21 protein-coding genes and 1 tRNA gene are annotated in these 21,332 nt (G+C 52.9%); 12 read left to right on the forward strand and 10 right to left on the reverse strand.

The window, feature by feature from the left end; genetic code table 11:
- Together L0666_RS10225 and L0666_RS10230 are read left to right on the forward strand one after the other, a co-directional pair.
- Positions 1 to 1,941: a sensor histidine kinase gene (locus L0666_RS10225; protein WP_235261211.1), complete on the forward strand. Its 1,941-nt coding sequence runs from the start codon at positions 1 to 3 to the stop codon at positions 1,939 to 1,941.
- A 33-nt stretch (positions 1,942 to 1,974) separates the two neighbouring features.
- On the forward strand, positions 1,975 to 2,619 hold the full coding sequence (locus L0666_RS10230) for a response regulator transcription factor (protein ID WP_235261212.1): 645 nt from the start codon (positions 1,975 to 1,977) through the stop codon (positions 2,617 to 2,619).
- A 46-nt stretch (positions 2,620 to 2,665) separates the two neighbouring features.
- On the opposite strand, the gene L0666_RS10235 is transcribed toward L0666_RS10230, so the two are convergent.
- Together L0666_RS10235 and L0666_RS10240 are read right to left on the reverse strand one after the other, a co-directional pair.
- The gene (locus L0666_RS10235) at positions 2,666 to 3,673 is read right to left on the reverse strand and encodes an LLM class flavin-dependent oxidoreductase (protein ID WP_235261213.1); all 1,008 of its coding nucleotides are present in this window, start codon (positions 3,671 to 3,673) and stop codon (positions 2,666 to 2,668) included.
- Between the two features lie 300 nt (positions 3,674 to 3,973).
- A complete protein-coding gene (locus L0666_RS10240) occupies positions 3,974 to 5,473 on the reverse strand; it encodes a diguanylate cyclase domain-containing protein (RefSeq protein WP_235261214.1) in 1,500 nt (499 codons plus the stop codon).
- Between the two features lie 294 nt (positions 5,474 to 5,767).
- Between L0666_RS10240 and L0666_RS10245 the strand changes: the two genes are divergently transcribed.
- The 8 genes from L0666_RS10245 (at position 5,768) to L0666_RS10280 (ending at position 13,686) form a co-directional block, all read left to right on the forward strand.
- The gene (locus L0666_RS10245) at positions 5,768 to 6,313 is read left to right on the forward strand and encodes a YaeQ family protein (RefSeq protein WP_235261215.1); all 546 of its coding nucleotides are present in this window, start codon (positions 5,768 to 5,770) and stop codon (positions 6,311 to 6,313) included.
- Between the two features lie 14 nt (positions 6,314 to 6,327).
- On the forward strand, positions 6,328 to 6,936 hold the full coding sequence (locus L0666_RS10250; RefSeq protein WP_235261427.1) for an exonuclease domain-containing protein: 609 nt from the start codon (positions 6,328 to 6,330) through the stop codon (positions 6,934 to 6,936).
- A 123-nt stretch (positions 6,937 to 7,059) separates the two neighbouring features.
- Positions 7,060 to 7,134: transfer RNA gene (locus L0666_RS10255), tRNA-Gly, on the forward strand.
- A gap of 136 nt (positions 7,135 to 7,270) precedes the next feature.
- Entirely contained in the window at positions 7,271 to 9,064 is a 1,794-nt protein-coding gene (locus L0666_RS10260) for an ABC transporter transmembrane domain-containing protein (RefSeq protein ID WP_235261216.1), read from the forward strand.
- 70 nt (positions 9,065 to 9,134) lie between these two features.
- Entirely contained in the window at positions 9,135 to 9,542 is a 408-nt protein-coding gene (gene lysM / locus L0666_RS10265) for a peptidoglycan-binding protein LysM (protein ID WP_235261217.1), read from the forward strand.
- Positions 9,543 to 9,712: 170 nt separating this feature from the next.
- Positions 9,713 to 11,608, forward strand: a complete 1,896-nt coding sequence (locus tag L0666_RS10270; RefSeq protein WP_235261218.1) for an acyl-CoA synthetase — start codon at positions 9,713 to 9,715, stop codon at positions 11,606 to 11,608.
- Between the two features lie 84 nt (positions 11,609 to 11,692).
- Positions 11,693 to 12,100 carry a thiol-disulfide oxidoreductase DCC family protein gene (locus L0666_RS10275; protein ID WP_235261219.1) on the forward strand — a complete coding sequence of 136 codons (408 nt, stop codon included), beginning with the start codon at positions 11,693 to 11,695 and terminating at the stop codon, positions 12,098 to 12,100.
- On the forward strand, positions 12,097 to 13,686 hold the full coding sequence (locus tag L0666_RS10280; RefSeq protein WP_235261220.1) for an SDR family oxidoreductase: 1,590 nt from the start codon (positions 12,097 to 12,099) through the stop codon (positions 13,684 to 13,686). The genes L0666_RS10275 and L0666_RS10280 overlap by 4 nt, the downstream gene beginning before the upstream one ends.
- A 61-nt stretch (positions 13,687 to 13,747) precedes the next feature.
- Here L0666_RS10280 and L0666_RS10285 read toward each other — a convergent pair whose 3' ends face one another.
- The 5 genes from L0666_RS10285 to L0666_RS10305 form a co-directional block, all read right to left on the reverse strand.
- Entirely contained in the window at positions 13,748 to 14,785 is a 1,038-nt protein-coding gene (locus L0666_RS10285) for an ABC transporter ATP-binding protein (RefSeq protein ID WP_235261221.1), read from the reverse strand.
- A 10-nt stretch (positions 14,786 to 14,795) separates the two neighbouring features.
- Entirely contained in the window at positions 14,796 to 15,677 is an 882-nt protein-coding gene (locus tag L0666_RS10290; protein WP_235261222.1) for an ABC transporter permease subunit, read from the reverse strand.
- An 11-nt stretch (positions 15,678 to 15,688) separates the two neighbouring features.
- Complete coding sequence (locus L0666_RS10295; RefSeq protein WP_235261223.1) at positions 15,689 to 16,570, reverse strand: ABC transporter permease subunit; 882 nt, start codon at positions 16,568 to 16,570, stop codon at positions 15,689 to 15,691.
- 72 nt (positions 16,571 to 16,642) lie between these two features.
- On the reverse strand, positions 16,643 to 17,947 hold the full coding sequence (locus tag L0666_RS10300) for an extracellular solute-binding protein (RefSeq protein WP_235261224.1): 1,305 nt from the start codon (positions 17,945 to 17,947) through the stop codon (positions 16,643 to 16,645).
- 232 nt (positions 17,948 to 18,179) lie between these two features.
- Positions 18,180 to 18,356 (reverse strand): hypothetical protein, encoded by a 177-nt coding sequence (locus L0666_RS10305; protein WP_235261225.1) that lies wholly within the window; start codon positions 18,354 to 18,356, stop codon positions 18,180 to 18,182.
- Positions 18,357 to 19,025: 669 nt separating this feature from the next.
- On the opposite strand from L0666_RS10305, the gene L0666_RS10310 reads away from it, so the two are divergent.
- A complete protein-coding gene (locus L0666_RS10310) occupies positions 19,026 to 19,496 on the forward strand; it encodes a Dps family protein (protein ID WP_235261226.1) in 471 nt (156 codons plus the stop codon).
- Between the two features lie 94 nt (positions 19,497 to 19,590).
- On the opposite strand, the gene L0666_RS10315 is transcribed toward L0666_RS10310, so the two are convergent.
- From L0666_RS10315 to L0666_RS10325, 3 genes are all read right to left on the reverse strand, one after another.
- Entirely contained in the window at positions 19,591 to 19,848 is a 258-nt protein-coding gene (locus tag L0666_RS10315) for a DUF1289 domain-containing protein (protein ID WP_235261227.1), read from the reverse strand.
- A 67-nt stretch (positions 19,849 to 19,915) separates the two neighbouring features.
- Positions 19,916 to 20,080 carry a hemin uptake protein HemP gene (hemP, locus tag L0666_RS10320; protein WP_235261228.1) on the reverse strand — a complete coding sequence of 55 codons (165 nt, stop codon included), beginning with the start codon at positions 20,078 to 20,080 and terminating at the stop codon, positions 19,916 to 19,918.
- Positions 20,077 to 20,238 (reverse strand): hypothetical protein, encoded by a 162-nt coding sequence (locus tag L0666_RS10325; RefSeq protein WP_235261229.1) that lies wholly within the window; start codon positions 20,236 to 20,238, stop codon positions 20,077 to 20,079. Before L0666_RS10325 ends, hemP begins: the two co-directional genes overlap by 4 nt.
- A 205-nt stretch (positions 20,239 to 20,443) precedes the next feature.
- On the opposite strand from L0666_RS10325, the gene L0666_RS10330 reads away from it, so the two are divergent.
- The gene (locus L0666_RS10330; protein WP_235261230.1) at positions 20,444 to 21,331 is read left to right on the forward strand and encodes a siderophore ABC transporter substrate-binding protein; all 888 of its coding nucleotides are present in this window, start codon (positions 20,444 to 20,446) and stop codon (positions 21,329 to 21,331) included.
- The last annotated feature ends 1 nt before the right edge of the window (position 21,332 follow it).

The raw sequence follows: 21,332 nt of genomic DNA on the forward strand, positions 1-21,332 counted from the left end.
ATGAGGTACTCACTCGGATTTGTTTTGGCGCTGAGCCTTGCAGGGCTGCAATTCATTGCGATCATCATCGTCGTGTCCACGTCTTACGTGTCCTCCGAACGCGCCATGTTGGAACATGCCCGTGGGCTGATGGATGAAGCTGGTGCGAACGCCGCAGAACACACCAAACGGTTTCTTGAACCTGCCACAGAAATCACTGAACAGGCCCGCCGTCTGTTGAACAACGGCCTTGTTTCAACAACATCGCCAGACCAGATGGAACAGTATTTCTTTCAATTGCTGCGCACGGAAGCCCAGTTGTCGGGGATCTATTATGGGGATGAGGACGGCAATTTCATCTATGTCATGAACAGCGATGGACCTGGCCCGTACCGAACGAAACTCATCACAATTGAAAGCGATCAACGAACAATTGAATATATCTGGCGCGATGCTGAATACGGCGTCGTTGAACGCAGCTTTGATCCAAACGACACCTTCGATGCGCGGGCGCGGCCATGGTATATTGAAGCAAGCCAGCTCGGATCTCGGATATGGACCGACCCCTACATCTTCTTCTCGTCCCAACAGCCTGGCATCACGGTGGCAGCACCGATCCAAGGCGAGGAAGGACAACTAGACGGTGTTGTAGGCATTGATCTGGACATTGCCGACATATCGCTGTTCCTGTCCGATCTCACCATTGGGGATTCAGGCGCAGCCTTTATCATAAGTGATGATGGCCGTGTGATCGCGCATCCTGATCCCGCTCGTATCAGTACCCGCAACGAGGATGGAACGATGGGGTTCATTGGTATCGACGATTTCAGTGATCCAATCGTGCGCGCAGCATTTGCAGACTTTGACAGTCGAATTTCATCATCGACACAGCCAGTACAGTCTGAGTTCGGGTTTTCTGGCCAACAGTACATGACATTGCTGTTGCCCATTCCTGATATTGACCTGCCGTGGAATATCGCCGTTTTTGCCCCAGAGAACGATTTTATCCAAGGCATCAGAGATAACCTATCTCGCAATATCTGGATTGCTGCGATCATTTCGATTGTGACAGCTGTTGCGGGCCTTATCCTTGCTGAACTGATCCTGAAACCCGTCAGGGCCTTTGCGGTACGCACGTCATTGGTGTCCCAAGGTGAGGTGTCGACAAGCGCCCCACAGCCGCGCACCTACAATGAACTGCGGGCGGCGAATGCGACCTTGATCAATGAAATTGCTCAAAGACGGAAATTGGATGCTAAGCTACAGGAACTTAATCGTGAACTGTCTCACGTAACGCGGGTAAACATGATGGGGCAAATGGCAACCGGTCTTGCCCATGAATTAAGCCAACCTTTAACGACGATTTCCCAAAACCTCGACACAGCTTTGTCCGTCGCCAAGATGGACCCGGCGCCAAATGAAGAACTGATTTCTATCCTATCCGAACTTGATGAGCAGGCGCACCAAGGCGGGGATATTATCCGCGCTTTGCGCAGCTTCGTGCGAAAAGACAAGGGCACGCCACAGTCGTTCGAGCTCAAGGAGTTAGTGGAACAAACCCAACGGTTGGTGCGCCAAGAACTTGAGGCCGGGGCAATAACCATGGAAACGCAAATCCCTGAATTGCGCCCTGCGATTGGGAACCGTGTGCAGATCGCGCAAGTTCTTATCAATCTCCTCCGAAATGCAATTGATGCGATTGTCACGGCCGAAACCACTCAACGGAAGATCACAATCAAAGCGTTGCAATTGCCTGATGCGATCGAGGTTCGAGTAGAAGATAGCGGCCCCGGAGTTGATCCAGAATTGACGCTGTTCAAGGAATTCCAAACCAGCAAGCCGGATGGCTTAGGGTTGGGCCTTTCGATCTCGCGTACCATCGTTGAAGCTGGGGGCGGCGACCTGTGGTACGACGAGCGATCGCAGCAGTTCCGTTTTACAGTCCCCTGTGAAACGCATTAGGTTAGATAACACCCGAATTTAGGTAACGCTTTCATGGTCGATTCTCGGTCCTCTCAAACCTCAACTGTGTTCCTCATTGATGACGACGAGGATGTACGAACCAGCTTGTCACGGGCGTTGAATAAACGCGGTTTTTTGGTCCGCACTTTTGAAGACGCACGCCAGTTTCTTGACGCTTTTGATCCGTCGTATCTGGGATGTTTGGTGCTGGACTATGGCTTGCCTCAAATGGACGGTTTGAAACTGCAAAAGGTCTTGGCCGAGAAGAATATCAATATTCCAATCATCTTTATTTCGGGTCACGGGGGTGTGCCGGAAACCGTCCAAGCGATGAAAGCAGGGGCGGTCGATTTTCTGGAAAAACCGTTTCGCCAAAAAGTCCTTGTCGACTGTATCAACGCGGCCTTTCTTGCAGATCGGGAAAAAAGAACCGAGGAAAGTCACCGAATTTCCGCGTTACAAAGGTTTGCCAAATTGACGCTTCGCGAGAAAGAAGTCGCTAACTTCATGATCGCCAATCCGTCCAGCACATCCAGTAAGGAAATTGGCAGGGAATTAGACATTAGCCCACGGACGGTGGACCATCACCGCGCCCGCATTCTTGAAAAAATGGATATCGGATCGGTGGCAGAGCTCATTGATTTGGCAATTCCGCACGCTGATCGTGCAGACTCATGAAATCGTGACCGCATTGGGGCAAGGGCTTTGTTGGCTAATGCTGGAACTAACTATCCGTTTTCGGGGCACGTAACGAAGCCAAAACTTTGCCTGCAATTTCAAACGACCGGACCCGCGCTGCGTGATCGTGTATCATGCCGGTCACCATCAGCTCGTCTGGTTGGTACTTGTCGATGATGGCACTGAGCTGCGTCTTTACTGTCGAAGGCGAACCCGTTGCTGAGCATGATAAGGCTTGTCTTACTTGTTCCAAAACGGGAGCAGGGACAAGTGCTTGAACCTCGTCGACTGGCACAGGCAATTTGCCCGGTGTGCCGGAAAATAAGCGTGCAAAGGAAAGCGTAATCGAAGATTTCAAAAACTGCGCCGCCTCGTCGGTTTCGGCGGCGCAAACTCCTGCGGCGACGATGGCGTAGGGTTCGGACAAGAAACGAGATGGTTTGAATGTCGTTCTATAGATGGACAGAGCTTGTTCGAGCATGGTGGGCGCAAAATGCGAAGCAAAAGCATAGGGTAGGCCGAGATGGGCAGCCAGTTGGGCGCCGTAAAGACTGGAACCAAGGATCCAAACAGGCACATGTGTTCCCTCACCTGGAATAGCGCGCACCTTTGCATCGGCGGGCATATCGCCAAAATAGCCGATCAATTCTAGCACGTCTTGGGGGAAGCTATCCTCAGGTGCCATGTGGCGGCGCAGCGCACGGGCAGTTGCCATGTCGGTTCCGGGCGCACGACCCAAGCCTAGATCGATCCGGTCACCGAAAAGTGTGGCGAGCGTCCCGAACTGTTCGGCAATTACCAGCGGGGCGTGGTTTGGAAGCATGATCCCACCGGCGCCGATCCGCATGGTTTGGGTTGCGGCAGCTACTTGGCCGATCATAACCGCCGTCGCAGCGCTCGCGATTCCAGCCATGTTGTGATGCTCGGCCAGCCAAAAACGATGGTAGCCTGACGTTTCGGCAGCGCGAGCTAACGAGACCGTGTTCGCTAGGGCGTCCGCAGCGGTTTTACCTTCCGGTACGGGTGATAAGTCGAGAAGAGAATAGTGCTGCATTCTGGTATCCTTTGCCATCGAGATAAGCGCCTGCGTTGTACAATCCAAGGGAGACTTCCTATTGGGGATCAACATGGAACGGATCGCGGGGGCAGTTGTCACATTCTTTGCCATGCCCAGTCATTTTGGGAGAAAAAAAGAAGGAGCCAGCCTGCCGCAAAACGAAAGCCGTTACGCCTGATTGCCCTCCTTGGTGTGGCTGCTTTGGAGGCAAAAACGTAGATCTTCTTGCCTGTCTACTGTTTCTGACGTCAGTCCAAATATGCCGTTTCGGGAGGAGACGAAGTTGCCCGCAACCTACTAGCCTGTGTTTTGCATCTGATTGGGGTTTGTCATCGCCTCCAGTAGGCTGCGTTGTTCTGCTACCGAAACTTCGGAAACATCACCCAATTCATCGTAAAAAGTGGAGCGATTTCTGCCCTCTCTCTTAGACTGATACATCGCGCGATCGGCTTGTTTTAGCCAACTGCTGGGTGACCACTTTTCGTTGGTTTCAATACACCGAATTCCGATTGAAATTCCCATGCGGGTCGGGGGGGACATGCCGTTTATTGGTTCTTTCAGGCATTCCAAAAGCCGTTCTGCCAATGATTGAAGGCAATCCCTAATTGACGAAGGAGTGTCCTGATCATTATTCCCGCTAGGCGCGTCGCCTTCGCAAAGAAGGACAAACTCATCCCCTCCACTGCGGACTAAAATACCATTTTCCCCAATTGCTTTCTGAAGGCGTTGGGTCACGGCCACAAGAACACAATCGCCGACCTTATGTCCGAAGAGATCATTGACTGATTTGAAGCCGTCCAAGTCCAGAATCATCAACCCATGCAATCGTGATCTTTGTTCGCAAAGTCGCCGTTCCAAAAAGCGTCGATTGGGTAGTCCAGTCAAATGATCATGAAGGGCGAGCTTCTCAATCTCCGCATGAGATTGTTCGAGCTGCAGCTCTCTTTGCTTGAGTTTGCCAATGATCGTTGAACGCTGCAATCCAATGAAATTCGCAAGGCCTGTCAGGCATGCAATCGTCAATGCAATGAGGATCGTGCTCGCCTTTACCCAACCATTGGAAAGGGTGCTTCCCCAGCCGTCGATTGGTATCGCCGACATATCCCAAGAGCCATTTAGGAAGTTTATTTTGATGCTCTCCGGTTGAGCGTCCAGTATTTCGGGAGACCCAAAAAAGGGGCTCGATTCTTGCTGCAAACCGTCTTTGCCGACTAGGACGATTGCCAGCTCGGAAGATAGCGCAGTCAAACCTGTCTCCTCATAGAAACTGGTGAGATCAACAACAACGGATAGAATTCCCCAAAACTGCCTCTGATTGGAATCTCCGCTAAAGACCGGAAATCTACCGATAAATGCTTGCCCGCCCTGCACGAGGTCGACAGGTCCTGCCAAAGTGAACGTGCCGGTGTCACGCGCACGAAATGCGGCGGCGCGCTGGGCAGCATTTTGACGGTAATCCAGCCCCAAAACAAATTCATTGCCCTCGATTGGATAAATGAGGTTAACGATCAAATCCTTGGCCGCAGCGATGTTGCGAATTCCGGAGCTTGAGGAAACGATGCGCCTTGCGAGCGACCGATATCGCGTCTGAGACATGTCCGGCTCGGTAGATAAGGTGGCGACCAATCCGCTAGCCGCACCGATCATGGCGTTTAGTCGACCTTCTATCTGTGCTGCCTGCGTCTGCAATTTTGCGCGCACATGATCACGTTCGGTTTGGGCACTGATAGTTTCGGCCTGTTGCACCGCAAAATATCCGAGCCCGATTACGGCAAGAACCGATAAAAATGTTGGCATGTACCCGCCTAGGGGTAACCTGTGTTTTGTGGACGGCACTCAATTCACAACCTTTTGCCCATGTAAGATGGTGAGGGTGAAATCCCTTAAAGGTGTTAAAAAAGCGTTAAATATCGCTGTCTACGTGGCCATTACGTGCGATTGGAAAATGCGCCTTCATTTGAAGCCAATCGTTGTCATGACACCCACCGCGTGTAAAAAGACCTCTTTGCCGCCATTCGCAGGCGTTCAAGCCCTTTCAGAACATCGCCAGCCGCATTAGGCATGACTATCTTTTAAAGTCTGGGGCATGTCATGGCGCAAAAAGCGACGATCTATAAAATTGAACTCTCCGTCTCCGATATGGATCGCCACTATTATGAGACTCATAAGTTGACTGTGGCAAAACATCCATCAGAGACAGATGAACGGCTGATGGTCCGCGTTCTCGCGTTTGCTTTGAATGCCCATGAGCATCTGGAAATGACCAAAGGTCTTTCAACCGACGATGAACCTGACATCTGGCAGAAAAGCCTGAGTGGTGAGTTAGAGTTGTGGGTGGCGTTAGGGCTACCGAGTGAAAAGGTTGTGCGGCAGTCTTGTGGAAAAGCGGACAAGGTCGTTGTCTATAGTTACGGTGGCAGGACCGCGGAAATGTGGTGGGATAAGATTAAAAATAGTACGACCCGTTTCGACAATCTTCAGGTTATGACACTGGCCGAGAACGTGACGGCCGACTTGGGCGCGCTGGCAAATAGAACGATGCAGGTGCAGGTAAATATTCAGGACGGCGAAGTTATGGTAAGCGTAGGTGACGGCATCGTCTACGTGACACCGATTGAATGGAAAAGCGCTGGGTAGGTCGCGAGGACGTGTTGAACAAATTTGGACATCTTACGACGCTGCCTGACGGTCCATTTCGGTTCATTGCGTTAGACGTCGAGACTGCGGGTAAAACAGTCGGTGGCATCTGCCAGATCGGGCTTTGCTTCGTTAGCGAGTCAGGGGACATGCAAACCTACTCTGTCTTGATCGACCCCGAAGAACCTTTTGAACCGTTCAATACGGATCTGCACGGGATTAGCGCGGAAACAGTCGCGGGGGCGGGAACATTCCCTACCGTGTTTGGTGCATTGTTTGAAATCTTGAACTGTCATTCTCTCGTGCAGCACAGCACGTTTGATGAAAAGGCACTCACGTCGGCTTGTGCGCGTTATGGCATTCCCATGATCACATCACATTGGACCAACAGCGTTTTGGTCGCCCGTCAAGCATGGCCAGAGCTGAAGGGAGCAGGAGGGCATGGCCTGGCAAACCTCAAAAAGCACCTTGGGCTTAAGTTCCACCACCATGACGCAGGCGAGGATGCACGAGCGGCAGCAACAGTGGTTTTGAGGGCAGAGGACACACAGGGGACGGCGCTGTCTCACCTCAAAATCAATCGCCAGTTGGCGTTTCAGTTTGAAGATCGATCTAGGCGCTAACCCTAACTGGGTCGTTTGGGTTTGGCTTGCTCTCTTTGTTGCCGATGTCGGTACTTTTTAACGATACTTTTCCTGACGTTGTCTTGACGCCCCTAAACCCATGAAATATGCACGGCCTCGGTCGCGGGTGTTGTGTAATGGTTAAGACCCCAGTTTTCCAAACTGGAGATGGGGGTTCGATTCCCCCCACCCGCTCCAACAAACTTCCTGATAGTTCGCCCACGACGTGATTGGGCTGTGAGCTTGGCGCGTTGATTGTGTCCCAGCGACACTTTGGCCTTCTTGTGCGTTGGCCTTCTGGCGGCTAGACCATCGTTCGACAAAAGGATGATCCATGGCCGACGCCCCAAGAACCGCGGAACAAGACCGCGCTAAATCAAAGAAAATCAGCGCATTGTCGGCACTTTGGCCGTTTATGAAGCCTTATGGCTGGATGATCGCGCTGGCGGGCACAGCGTTGGTGATTACGGCGTGTATGTCATTGGCGCTCCCAATGGCTGTGCGTCGCGTCGTTGATAACTTTGACGTCGCCGAGACGAGCCTGTTGGACGGTTACTTTGCTGCGGCGCTGGGCTTGGCAGCACTTTTGGCTGTGGGCACTGCGATGCGGTATTATTTCGTGACACGATTGGGTGAAAGAGTGGTAGCCGACATTCGCGTTGCTGTGTTTGACCGTGTCATTGGCATGAGCCCCGCATTCTTTGAGCGAATTATGACTGGCGAGGTACTCAGCCGGATTACGACAGATACAACGTTGATCCTGAGCGTGATCGGGTCGTCGGTTTCGATTGCATTGCGCAATACGTTGATCTTTTTTGGCGGCATCACGTTGATGCTCATCACATCTGTAAAGATGTCGCTGATGGTTCTTTGGCCGATTCCGATTATCGTATTTCCGATCATAATTCTGGGCCGTCGCGTCCGACGACTGAGCAAGGAAAACCAAGACTGGATCGCGCAAAGTTCTGGAGATGCCTCCGAGCAGTTGCTCAGTGCGCAAACAGTGCAGGCCTTTACGCACGAGGCGCAGAGCCGTACCAAATTCCACGACGTCACTGAACATAGTTTCGTAGCCGCGCGGCGCCGTATCGGGACCCGCGCTATTCTAACGGCAATCGTAATCTTCATGGCGTTCAGCGCGATTGTCGGCTTCTTGTGGATGGGCGCATCCGATGTGCGCAGTGGCATAATCACAGTCGGCGAACTGGTCCAATTCATGATTTACACGATCATGGTGGCAGGGGCTTTAGCGGCGCTGACTGAGATTTGGTCAGAATTGCAGCGTGCGGCGGGGGCCACCGAACGGTTGGTGGAACTCCTGAGTGCTGACGATGCGGTGACTGATCCCGCGGCACCTTTACAGGCTCCGGCCGTGCGCCTCGGCGAGATTGCGTTTGAGGATGTGAATTTTGCCTATCCATCGCGGCCTGGCGTGCGGGCGCTGAATGGCGTGTCTTTCAAGGTCGCCCCCGGAGAGACTGTAGCGCTTGTCGGTCCGTCTGGCGCGGGAAAGACAACCATCATCCAGCTTTTGTTGCGGTTCTATGATCCGGCGTCTGGGCGCGTGACCTTTGATGGTCAGGATTTGCGCGACTTAGAACGCGCCGATTTCCGTCGCCATATGGCATTGGTCCCACAAGACCCTGTGATATTTGCAGCCAGCGCGCGCGAAAATATCCGCTTTGGCCGACCCGACGCAAGCGATGCCGACGTCGAGGCGGCCGCCAAAGCCGCCGCAGCGCATGAGTTTTTGATGGCACTGCCAGAGGGCTACGATTCATATGTAGGTGAACGTGGGGTTATGTTGTCTGGCGGGCAGAAACAGCGGATTGCGATAGCACGTGCGATTTTGCGGGATGCGCCTGTCTTGTTGTTGGACGAAGCCACCAGCGCTTTGGACGCGGAGTCCGAACGTGCCGTGCAAAGTGCGGTAGACACTTTGTCCCAAGATCGTACCACCCTTATCGTAGCGCACCGTTTGGCAACTGTGAAAAAGGCCGATCGCATTATCGTATTCGAAGAAGGTCAGATTGCTGCGATTGGCACCCATGATGATTTGGTTGCGCAGGGCGGACTATATTCGCGTCTGGCAAAGCTACAATTTACAGATGGGATTGTAGCAGAGTAATTCCCCTTATCATTGTGCATTAAACCTTTAGGGTCTTGTTCAACCTTCAATACAGATAAGGAAAGAAAAGATGGGATTGTTTAGTTTTCTGAAGCGCTCGGGCAAAAAAATTGCCGATGAGCCAACCGCAGAAGCATTGCAAAAAGAAGTTGCTGATCTAGGGCTTGATGCGGAAGGTCTTGAGATCACCGTCGAAGGCGACAAGGTTAAAATTAAAGGTGAAGCCACGTCTAAAGAAGCCCGTGAAAAGGTAATTCTTGCGGTCGGTAACGTCGATGGCGTTGCCGAAGTCGAAGACGACGCTGCTGACACGGCAGTATTCCACACGGTAGAAGCTGGCGACAATCTGTCAGCGATTGCTAAGAAGACCTTGGGCAATGCCAATGCCTACATGAAGATTTTCGAGGCAAACAAACCGATGCTGAGCAACCCAGATAAAATCTATCCAGGGCAAGTCTTGCGGATCCCTCAAGACTGATAATTTCTTAGGCTTGGCCAAGAAAATGACAGCTAGATCATTAGGGGCTCCGATAGGGGCCCCTTTTTTCCGCGGCGTCAGACTTGCGTAGCGCGTCATTCGGCCACATCTTACAGTCAGGGAGAAGCCCACCAGTAAAGGTGGGAACACATAACAGGGAGGAGCGTGCTATGTCATTCGCTTCAATGGCGGATCGCAATGCGATCGAAAATGAACGTACATGGGAAGAGCGCGGCGTAGCCCATTCCATTTGGGAACAGCTTGGCCGCAATGCTGATAAACACGCGAACCGTAATGCGGTCACGTTTCAGATGTTCTCGGGTGAGAATGATCCATGCGAAACGCTGAACTGGGCCGATCTGCAAGGCAAAGTCGCACAGACTGCAAACCTCTTCCGCGAACTTGGTGTTGGCACGGATGACGTTGTTGCGTTCCTTTTACCAAATTCGATGGAAACTGTGCTGACATACCTTGGTGGTGCTGTCGCTGGTATCGTGAACCCGATTAACCCGTTGCTGGATGCCGATCAGATTGGTGCAATTCTAAAAGAAACGGGCGCTAAGGTTCTCGTTACGCTCAAGGCATTTCCAAAGACTGACGTGGCTCAAAAAGCAGCCGAAGCCGTAGATCACGCGCCAAATGTCAAAACGGTCGTCGAAGTGGACCTGCTGAAATATATCGGTGGCATCAAGCGTCTGATCGTGCCGATGATCCGCCCAAAGGTCAAAGTGAACCACGGTGCGCGGATCATTGATTTCAATAAATCCATCGCCAAACAACTAACGACCCTTACCTTTGAAGACCCCAAAGAAGATCGGCCAGCGGCGTATTTCCACACGGGTGGGACGACGGGTATGCCCAAGGTGGCACAACACCTCAATTCAGGGATTCTTTATAATTCATGGCTCGGGGACAAATTGTTGTTTGAACCCGAGGACATTCTGATTTGTCCACTGCCATTGTTCCACGTGTTCGCGACAATTGTATCGCTCGGGGCGTCGTTGGGTTCTGGTGCGCATATCGTGTTTCCAACACCGCAGGGTTATCGCGGGGACGGGGTGTTTGATAATTTCTGGAAGCTGGTCGAGCGCCATAAGGTGACGTTCATGATCACGGTTCCGACGGCTATGTCGGCGTTGATGCAACGTCCAGTGAACGCCGATATTTCAAGTCTGCGCCTAGCGTTTTGTGGGTCGGCACCTTTGCCGCTTGAACTCTACAAGAAATTCGAAGCCGCAGCTGGTGTCACAATCTGCGAAGGCTACGGTTTGACAGAAGCAACCTGCCTTGTGTCGATCAACCCGCCTGAGGGCGAAAAGAAGGTCGGGTCAATCGGGATTCCGTTCCCGCACACCAAAGTGCGGATCATTGATCCGCATACTCATGTTGATCTTGGCACGGACGAGATTGGTGAGATTTGCGTGAATTCCCCCGGTGTCTATGAGGGGCACACCTATACGGAAGCGGCCAAGAACGCGGATCTGTTCTACCCGGGTGCCAACGTCAAAACCCGCCAATACCTGCGCACAGGTGATTTGGGACGTATCGATGAAGACGGTTACCTTTGGATTACAGGGCGCGCCAAAGACTTGATTATCCGCGGGGGCCACAACATCGACCCAGCAGAGATCGAAGAAGCCCTAGCAGGCCACCACGATGTCGCCTTCGCAGGTGCGATTGGGCAACCGGATGCACACGCGGGCGAAGTTCCTGCTGCATTTGTTGAACTGGTTGAGGGAGCGACAGCAACAGTCGAGGAACTTTTGGACCACGCTAAGCGTCACATCCATGAACGTGCAGCCTATCCAAAACACCTAGAGATCATGGATGAGTTGCCCAAGACGGCTGTCGGCAAAATCTTTAAGCCAGACCTGCGTAAGTCCGCGATCACGCGGATTTACAATATGACCTTGAGCAAAGCTAATGTCGCCGCCGAAGTCACATCGGTTGTCGAAGACAAGAAGCTTGGCCTTGTTGCGCAGCTAAGCAAGACGGGCGATGTGAGCGATGAACAGGTCGTATCAGCTTTGGGGGCGTTCACCCGTCCATGGCGCTGGGCTGACTGATTATCTTTACGCCGTGAGACACTACGCCGCCCTTTAACTGGGCGGCGTTTTTCGTTTAGCTATGCTGCGAAGGGATTATTGCTCGTGAGCGAACCTTATGCCGTGGCTGTGATGGATGGAACCTGTGCGCTTTGTGCGTTCGGGGCTAAAATGGTCCATCGGTTAGACAAGGGTGGGTCAATCCGAATTGCCCCAATTCAGGGGAAGACAGGGTCTGATTTAATGCGCCAGCATTGGCTAGACCCGCTGGACCCCGACTCGTGGTTATTTATCGAAGAGGATGGCGCTGTCTGGCGTGATCTGGACGCCTTAATTCAGTTGGGGCGGCGCACGGGTGGCATTGGGCGACTGCTGGTATGGTTGAAGCTCTTTCCGAAACCCGCGCGCGATTGGTTGTATGCCCGTGTGGCGCGTAACCGTTACGCGATGTTTGGGCGCGCCGAGATGTGCGAAATACCTAATGAGGCATTGAAGGCTCGATTGCTGCCATGAAGGTTTTGGTCATCGGAGGAACCGGCGCGTTCGGAGCACGCCTTTGCGAGCTTTTGGCGCGAGATGGTGTTGCAGTTACGATTGCGAGCCGCCGAAAACCTGACGCATCACCGTTCCCCCATCGTGTCTTTGATCGAAATGGGCCGCTTACGGGCTTGGACGGGTTTGACGTTATCGTGGACGCAGCCGGTCCGTTTCATTCTTATGGGGATGATCCATACCGCGTCGCCAAGGCGGCGATTGCGTACGGTGCGCATTACTTTGATATATGCGACAATGCTGCGTTTTGTGCAGGGATCAGTTGTCTGAACCAACAAGCGAAGGATAATGGCGTTTGCGTTTATTCGGGCATGTCGTCCACGCCTGCGATTACATCAGCGGCTGTCGAAACCCTTCGTGAACATACCAAACCCTTGATGATCGAATGCGCAATACTGCCAGGGAACAAGGCCCCAAGGGGCCGCGCTGTAGTTGAAAGTATCCTCGAACAAGCGGGCTGCACATATACGGAAAAGCATGGCGGAAACGACGAACTTGTGCGGTCTTGGTCTGACCCCAAAGGTTATGATCTCGGCACCTTCAGCAGACAGGGTTGGCGGATTGAAGTGCCCGATCAGAGATTGTTTCCGGATCACTTTGATTGTTCCACAGTTACGTTTCGCGCTGGGTTGGAATTGAGCGTTATGCGCTACGGTTTGGCGGCGTTTTCAATCCTGCGCGGCGCGCTTGGGTTTCGCCTGCGCGATTGGATGGTCAATGGAATGATGCTGGGGGCCAAGGCGCTTACGCCGTTTGGGTCCGATCGCGGAGGGATGATCGTAGAAGTCATTGTCCCAAATCACGATGGCTTTGAACTTAGACGCTGGATCATGCGGGCAAACAGCGGAGATGGCCCTTATACGCCAGCCATTGCGGTGCGGGCTGCCTGTCGGGATTTGGGGATGATCCCGAACGGCGCTGGGCCTGCGCTGTCTTTGGTTTCATTGGATGCGATTGAAGCATGCTTCGAGGGCCTCGACATTGAAACGGAAATGCAAACCCGCGAAGTGGTGTCGCCATTCCAGACTGTTCTGGGCGCGACGTTCGACACATTACCGAATACCGTTCGTAAGACCCATGAGTCAGTGATCCCTCGTGCATTCCGTGGACGGGCAAGCGTGACGCGGGGTAGGGGGCTACAGGCCCGCATTGCGGCGCTTATGTTCGGGTTTCCGGCCACAACGGATGACATTGAAGTCGAGGTCACAAAGACCCCATTTAAGAACGGTGAAACATGGCTGCGGCGGTTCGGGCGCAGCACGTTTAAATCCGTCCTGTGTCCCACCTCGGATGGCATGAGTGAGAAATTCGGTCTGTTGACGTTTGACCTCGATCTTCATGTACGTGACGCACGGCTGAATTTCCCTGTCAAAGGCGGGCGTATCGGTTCGATCCCGATTCCCCGTTTTCTATTGCCTGAAAGCATCGCAAGTGAAGCCGAGATCGATGGTGTGTTTCATTTTGATGTACTTCTCAAGGCCCCGACAGGCGCGACCTTAGTGCATTATAAAGGGTGGCTCAGGCCAGACCAGAAGGGCGCGCCCTAAGGCTGAATACGCTCCTGCTTGGCCGTACAGATCAGGACTCGCGTGACAGGCTAAGTGGTGATCACAGTGCTAGCCCAGTTTGCGCGTCAAACAAAATCATCGCTTCGGGTTTGATCGTCATACGGATCGGGCCGGCTGAGAGCGCGACGTCTTTGGCCACATGGATGGTGAAATCTTGCCCGTCGACTTGCCCGTGCAACAGCCGGTGTGCACCCAGTTCTTCGACGATGTCGACCGTGAACGGGATTTCGCAATCGGGACCAATTTCTACATCCTCGGGACGGATGCCCATGGTGACAGGACCTATGATATTGTTGGACGCCAAAGCCATGTCGCCAACCATGATGCGGCCATCGTGCCCTTGCGCGGCAATTAGGTTCATCGGTGGCGCGCCCATAAAGCTGGCCACAAAGGTGGATGCGGGTCTGTGATAAATTTCAGCGGGCGTGCCGATTTGTTCAATCTGGCCATTGTTCAGGACGATGATACGATCCGCCATTGTCATTGCCTCGACCTGATCATGGGTCACATAGATCGAGGTCACGCCTAAACGCCGTTGCAGGGCCTTAATTTCGATGCGCATCTGGTGGCGCAATTTGGCGTCCAGATTAGACAGGGGTTCGTCAAACAGGAATAACGCTGGATCGCGGACCACAGCGCGCCCCATGGCAACACGCTGTCGCTGACCGCCGCTCAGCTGGCTCGGCTTACGATCCAGATAATCGGTGAGGTTGAGCATCTTGGCCGCTGCTTGCACCTTTGCCTCAATGTCGTGCGCGGCAATTTTGCGGTTCTTCAGCCCGTAACCGATATTTTTGCGCACGGTCATATGCGGGTAAAGAGCGTAGTTTTGGAATACCATTGCGATGTCGCGATCCGCGGGGTCGACGTGGTTCACATTGCGATCTCCGATGGACAGCGCGCCCTCGGAAATATCCTCGAGACCGGCGACCATGCGCAGGAGGGTGGATTTGCCGCAACCAGACGGGCCGACCAGCACAACAAATTCACCATCGGTGATATCGAAACTGATGGGTTTAACGGCCTCAAAACCATTTGGGTAAACTTTGCGGATTTTGTTAAGCGAGACTTGCGCCATTTTATTCGTCCTATTTGTCGGATTCAGTCAGGCCCTTGACGAACCAGCTTTGGAAAATAATTACGACCAGCACAGGTGGCAGGATCGCGATCAGCGCCAGCATGTTGGCACGGCCATATTCGGGGATGCTTGTCCCCTCGAGATCTTGGGTAAGTTGCTTAATACCGCGCACGAGGGTGTACATACCTTCGTCTGTGGTCACCATTGTCGGCCAAAGATACTGGTTCCAACCGAACACAAACATTATGATGAACATTGCAGCGATCATGGTTTGGGACAGCGGCACAAGGATGTCGATGAAGAATTTGACGGGGCCCGCGCCGTCGATGCGTGCGGCTTCGACCAACTCCTCTGGGACGGAGCGGAAAAACTGTCGAAAGAAGAAGGTCGCTGTCGCAGAGGCGATCAGCGGAAGGATCAGGCCAGTGTAAGTGTTCAACAATCCAAGTCTTTGCGCAATCTCGTAAGAGGGCAGGATGCGAACTTCGAGTGGTAACAACAGCGTCGTAAAGATTAGCCAGAAAGCAAAGGTCGCAAAACGCAGGCGGAAGTAAACCAGCGCGTAGGCGGCCATCATCCCAATCACGATCTTACCCAAGGCAAAGCCGATCCCAAGGATCATTGAGTTAGCCAGCATCCGCAGACCGGTGTTTTCGCCCGAAAAACCGGATGCGGTGAACATGGCAGCGCGGAAGTTATCATCAAGCTGGTCGCCGATGATAAATTCAGGGCCATTGCGGATCGTTTCAAGGTCGGTCGTCGTTGTCGTTTGCAAAACCATCAGCAATGGCACCAGCATAAACTGGGCCCCAAGGATCAGGATCGAATGGTCCAGCACGCGGCCCCATTTCAGGCGGCGTTTGGCGACGGGAATATGGGTGGTTTCGGTCATGATCCGGCCCCTTATGTATAGTGGATGCGGCGTTCGATCAGCCGGAACTGAAAGATCGTCAGCGCAAGGACAAGCACCATCAGGATCACCGATTGCGCCGAGGAACCGCCGATGTCATTGCCACGGAAGCCGTCGACGTAAACCTTATAAACTAGGGTCATTGGGTTGTTGCCCGGCTCGCCTTTGACCAACACATCGACGACGCCAAAGGTGTCAAACAGTGCGTAGGTGATGTTAATGACCAACAGGAAAAAACCGGTTGGTGCCAGCAGCGGGAATGTCACGTCCCAAAATCGACGAAAGGACGATTTGGCGTCGATCAAAGCGGCTTCGCGGACTGACTTGGGAATGGATTGTAGGCCGGACAGAAAGAAGATGAAGTTGACGGGAACCTGTTTCCAGACCGAGACCAAAACCATGGCGGCGGCAGTATCTGCGAAATTGACACCTAGCTTGAAATCCCAGCCAACGGATTTGGCCAGTTCGGCCAGTGGGCCCCACGTTTGGTTCAACATCAGCAGCCCGATAAAGCCCGCTACGGGTGGCGCCACAGCATAAACCCACATCAGTAAGGTGCGGTAGGTCTTTGCGCCGCGGATCACATTGTCGGCTTTGACGGCCAGCACCAGCGCCAATGCCAGCGAAAAGAACGTCACGAGGATTGTGAACAGCAGGGTGAATTTTGCGATGCGGGCGTATTCGGAACTTTGCGCAAGATGGGTGTAATTGTCGAACCCCACGAAACTGGAACCGAACCCGAATGGATCTTCCAGATAGAAAGACGACTGTACTGCATGGGCCGCGGGCCAGTAGAAAAACACGGCGATGATTACCAATTGCGGTAGTAGCAATAGAATAGGAAGCCACCGCGTGGTGAAGCCTGCTCGTTTCATGATGTCCTCGGGGGTATTTGAAATGGGGGCGGCCGCACGTATGTGCGACCGCCAAGGTCAAACCGGAATGGTTTAGTTCTGTGTTTGCGCGAAACGCGTCAGAAGGCCATTCGCATCGGCTTCTATGATATCGAATGCGTCATCTACGGATGTTTCGCCTGTCAGGATGCGGCCGAATTCACGGTTCATTACGTCGCGGATTTGGACGTAAAACCCCATGCGGTAGCCGCGTGTGTTCTCGCTCGCGTCTAGGGACAATTGCAAGATCCCAGTTTCAGCAGCTGGGAAACGGTCATAGTGTCCGTCTGCTTTTGCCAGTTCGTAGGCTTCTTCGGTTACAGGAACATAACCAGTTTCACGGTGCCACATGTACTGCACCTCGGGAGAGGTCAGGTATTCAAAGAACGCAGCCGTGGCAGCATTTTCTTCGTCAGGTTGACCGGACATCGCGAACAATGCCGCGCCACCGATAAAGGTTTGCTTTGGCTCTGTTGTGACGGCCTCCCAATACGGCAGATACGTCGTCGAGAAATCGAAATCGAGGTCCAGTTGGGACAGCCCACCGAATGAACCCGAAGACCCGAGCCAGATCGCAACTTCACCGTTTTCGAATGGCGTTTGGTTATCGTTCCAGCCTGTGCCGAACCATTCAAAGTAACCTGCGTCCTGCCATTCTGTGACCGCTGTGAAATGCGCCTTTAGCGGATCAACATTGACGAGGATTTCGGTGCCCTCAGCGCCGTCATAGCCGTTGTTGTTGGTCGCGAACGGCAGATCATTGCGAGACATAAAGTTCTCGACGAAGATCCACGGCAGGTGGGATTGGGACAGTGCAACGTAGCCCGCGTCTTTCAGTGCAGGTGCTGTGACCGTTTCGAACTCTTCCCAAGTGGCTGGCGGCGTAACGCCAGCCGCTTCTAGGGCCTGCATGTTGTAATACATGACTGGCGAGGATGAGTTGAACGGCATCCCAATCATCTTACCGTCGACGTCTGCGTAAAAATAACGAACGCCTGAAATGTAGTCTTCGATGTCGAAGCCCACGCCATTGGCTTCCAGTAGGTCTTGCACTGGAATGGTAGCACCTTCGGCTGCGATCACGGTGGCGGCACCGGCATCGAACACCTGCATGATGTTGGGCTGTTCACCCGCACGGAATGCGGCAATACCCGCCGTAAGGGTTTCTTCGTAGGTGCCTTTGAATACGGGCGTGATGGTGTAGTCGTCTTGACTTGCGTTAAATCCTTCGGCGATTTCATTGACAGTCTCGCCAAGCGCGCCGCCCATGCCATGCCACCAAGTGATTTCGGTTTCGGCAAACGCCGTGCTTGCCAACATGCTAAGCACAGCAGCTGAGCTTATCGCGATGTTCTTCATGATCGTACTCCGGTGTGATGTCTTGCACGCCCCATGGCGCACATTATTTTTCGGGGCGTAAAGCGCTGCCCTGAAACGGAAAATCTTCTTTGGTGAAATTTGGAATCCACCTGAAAGATATGCAGATCAGTCTGCACTTGGCGTGGGCTACGGGTGCGGCGTGACGGATTTGTGAAAAGTTCATAGAGTTTTTGTAACAACGCTCAGGGCTGCGCGACTCTTCATGGTGCCGTTACTCAAATGTCATCGAAACGTCATAGAACCCATCAGAACAAACCAACTTTTCGAGACGGGCTGCACGAATTAACTCTCGATCACTGGCGCGCGAGATAAGTGCCAAGCCCACTGAAATGGCCTCGGCATACCCAACATAACTGTTCATCGGCGGGAGATCGTAGCCTGCACGCATGACATATCCGACAGCGTTTCCCCCCTTTGATGGGGGCCCTTTTCGAAATGTTGAAAGGGACGTGTTGGTTGGGCTTGTAATTTCCGACAGTAATAGTCAGGTATGCGGGTGTGATAATAATTTTTTGCAAACAGGGCCCTCATGATACGACTTCGACAGATTGAAATTCTAGAAGAGGTGTCGGAGCAACCCCACGATGTTGGGGCCATCGCATTTTTGAACCATCTTAGGTTCACCGCCATGAAATGTCGGGCGAAGCCCCAGACAGAATTGTTTCAAGCTTGTGCTTTGCTTCAGGTTTCCCGCACAGACAACCAAACTGCCCACTCAGAGGCATTGATGCGGTGTCTGGCTCAAGCTTTGGGGCAACCGGCACGGCTCTTGGCACCGGGCGCAAAGGAAATGACGTTTGATGAGCAATGGCTGGTTCAGCTCGGAAAGGCTTGCGCCATTTCGGACGATCTAAGTCGGGCCTTTTTGCTTCGGTCCCGCGTTGCCCACGAAAACCGAAGATTGGTTGCCTTTCTGGTCACGAGAATAGTTGACTGTTTTTCCCTGAATTAGAATTATTCTAAAAACTCTTGCATTCTAAATTGCTGACGTTAATTTTGACGACAGCAAGCCAGTGACGTTGTCGCAAGCCAGCTTTTCATTCGCAGGAGTAAAGAGATGACACAGACCGCAGCAGCGCTGTCTACAGATGCAAAAAACGCCATTGTTGAAGCCCTCAACCAGTCCGTTGCCGAAACGGCGGTCGCAACGATGCTGGCGCAGAATTTTCACTGGAACGTAACCGGCATGGGGTTCGGTCCCCTGCATGAGTTGTTCCAGAAGATGTACGAAGACCACTTCATTGCGCAAGATGATTTTGCTGAACGGGTTAAGGCCCTTGATGCTCACGCCGAAGGAACGCTTGCGGGTATGTTGGCGCGCTCAAAGGTCAAAGAACATGACGGTCACGCCACGGATAAAGAAATGATAAAGGCGATGCAGATCGCCCAGGAAACATTAGCGGCGACATTGGCCGGCGCGGGCGCGATTGCAGCGGATCATGGCGATACGCTAACCGAAGACCTTTGTATCGCACGCGGTCAAACGCACGAAAAATTTGCGTGGTTCTTGCGGGCCCATCTAAGCTAAAACCGCTTCTTCGCGGTCATAAAGCAAAGGAAGCCACCGAGCCAGCCAGCCACCTATGCGGTAGCAAGCAAGCCCGGCAGCCACCCAAGCGAGGTCAAGCCAAGCCCTGTATCGCGGCGACTGGCTTGACCTTTTTCTTTGTGCATTTCTTATTATATTTGGTTGGCCAATGGCTGTATTTTCCCAGTCTGTCCTGTTGTTGAATCAACATTTCAACAAAGGCTTCACGACTTTTGTTTTTCTTTAGCTCTTTGAACAAAGACTTTTGCTCTTTTGTCATAGAACACCCGAGACAATGGCCTTCTCGTTTGAACTTACACACATCAATGCAAGGGCTGGGCGTTTTAGGCATTCGGTTTTCCTTGCTTGGCAAGCAGCCGTATTGCCACTTGATGCTGGGTGTCAGGTCGCGGGGTAAGCTACTTGGTGAGGATCAACTTTCCCGCGCGCGTAATGCGCAGAAAATAAGATTGATCGCCCAAAACGATGCAGGCTGGACGCCCATCGGGCATCAACTCTTGCGCGTCATATGTTTTGGGGCGGGGGGCTTCGTTGACTACGGTCGGAACTGCGATGTCTGTCATTGCAAACGTCCTTCGATCAAAAACCTGTCCAGTATAAGTTCGGCAAAGCCCGACGATGGCCCGCCTTCACCAAGCATGGTTTCAAGTACTTCGTTCTTGTCCAACATGGGCGCTTTCGCCGTTGGTTGAGTCGGTGGTTTCTGTGTTCGCCAGACCATGACGTATCTCCTGAGTGGTTCTGGTCTGGGCTCTCCAAGTAGGTTGGCTAGGACCGGCTTTAGATTACCTGATTAAATTAGTCGGAAATGTAAAGCAAGGGGGCTTATCCCTCTGGACTTTGGAAAAATGCAGTTCTATTCACGGATCAATCTGCAAAGCCAACCATTTTGGTCAGCCATGCCTTCAATCAAAAGGATGACTGATATGTTTCGTGCATTGGCACTTTCCCTAACTGTTGTGACCGCACCCGCATTTGGGGAAACGGTAGAAATCGACACCTACACAGGTACTGCGGAGGTATCTGTCTTGCCTGATCGCATCGCAGTGTTTGATATTGCTGCGTTGGACACATTGGACGCGCTTGGCGTCGAAGTCGCGGGTGTTGTTTCGCCGCTGTTTGTTGACTATGTCACCGACACGGCAGAAGGCGCTGCAAGCGTCGGCACATTGTTTGAACCCGATTTCGAGGCGATAGCAGCGGGTGGATATGATCTGTTGATCGCAGGTGGCCGATCATCACGCGTGGCGCCCGACCTGGCAGAAATCGCGCCGACAATCGACATGACAATTTGGGAAGATACCGTTGGTCAGGGCCTAGCGCGATTGAACGCATACGGTGAGATTTTCGGAAAGCAGACCGAAGCGGCCGTTTTGCTATCCGCATTTGAGCAGAACCTCGAAGCCGCGAAAGTAGCTATGGCCGACGAGGGCAGTGCACTTATCGTCATGACGAATGGACCAACCGTTTCGGCATATGGTGCCAATGGACGCTTTGGCTGGTTGCACACTGCGTTGGAAATCCCCGAAGCCGTCGAGGCCGTCGAAGAGGCGACCCACGGCGAAGCGATCAGCTTTGAATTTATCCGTGATGCCAACCCGGATGTATTGATCGTGATCGACCGTGCCGCCGCTATTGGCCAAGAAGGAGATGTAGCAGCTGTGACATTGGACAACGCTTTGGTTCACGAAACGGCCGCATGGGCGAACCACAACGTGATCTACCTGAACAGTGCCAATGTCTACATTTCCAGCGGTGGCATTCAGTCTATGACACAGATCGTTAACCAGTTTGCGACGACGTTTGCGGACTAAA

The organism is Octadecabacter algicola, assembly GCF_021532625.1.
Taxonomy (GTDB): Bacteria; Pseudomonadota; Alphaproteobacteria; order Rhodobacterales; family Rhodobacteraceae; genus Octadecabacter; species Octadecabacter algicola.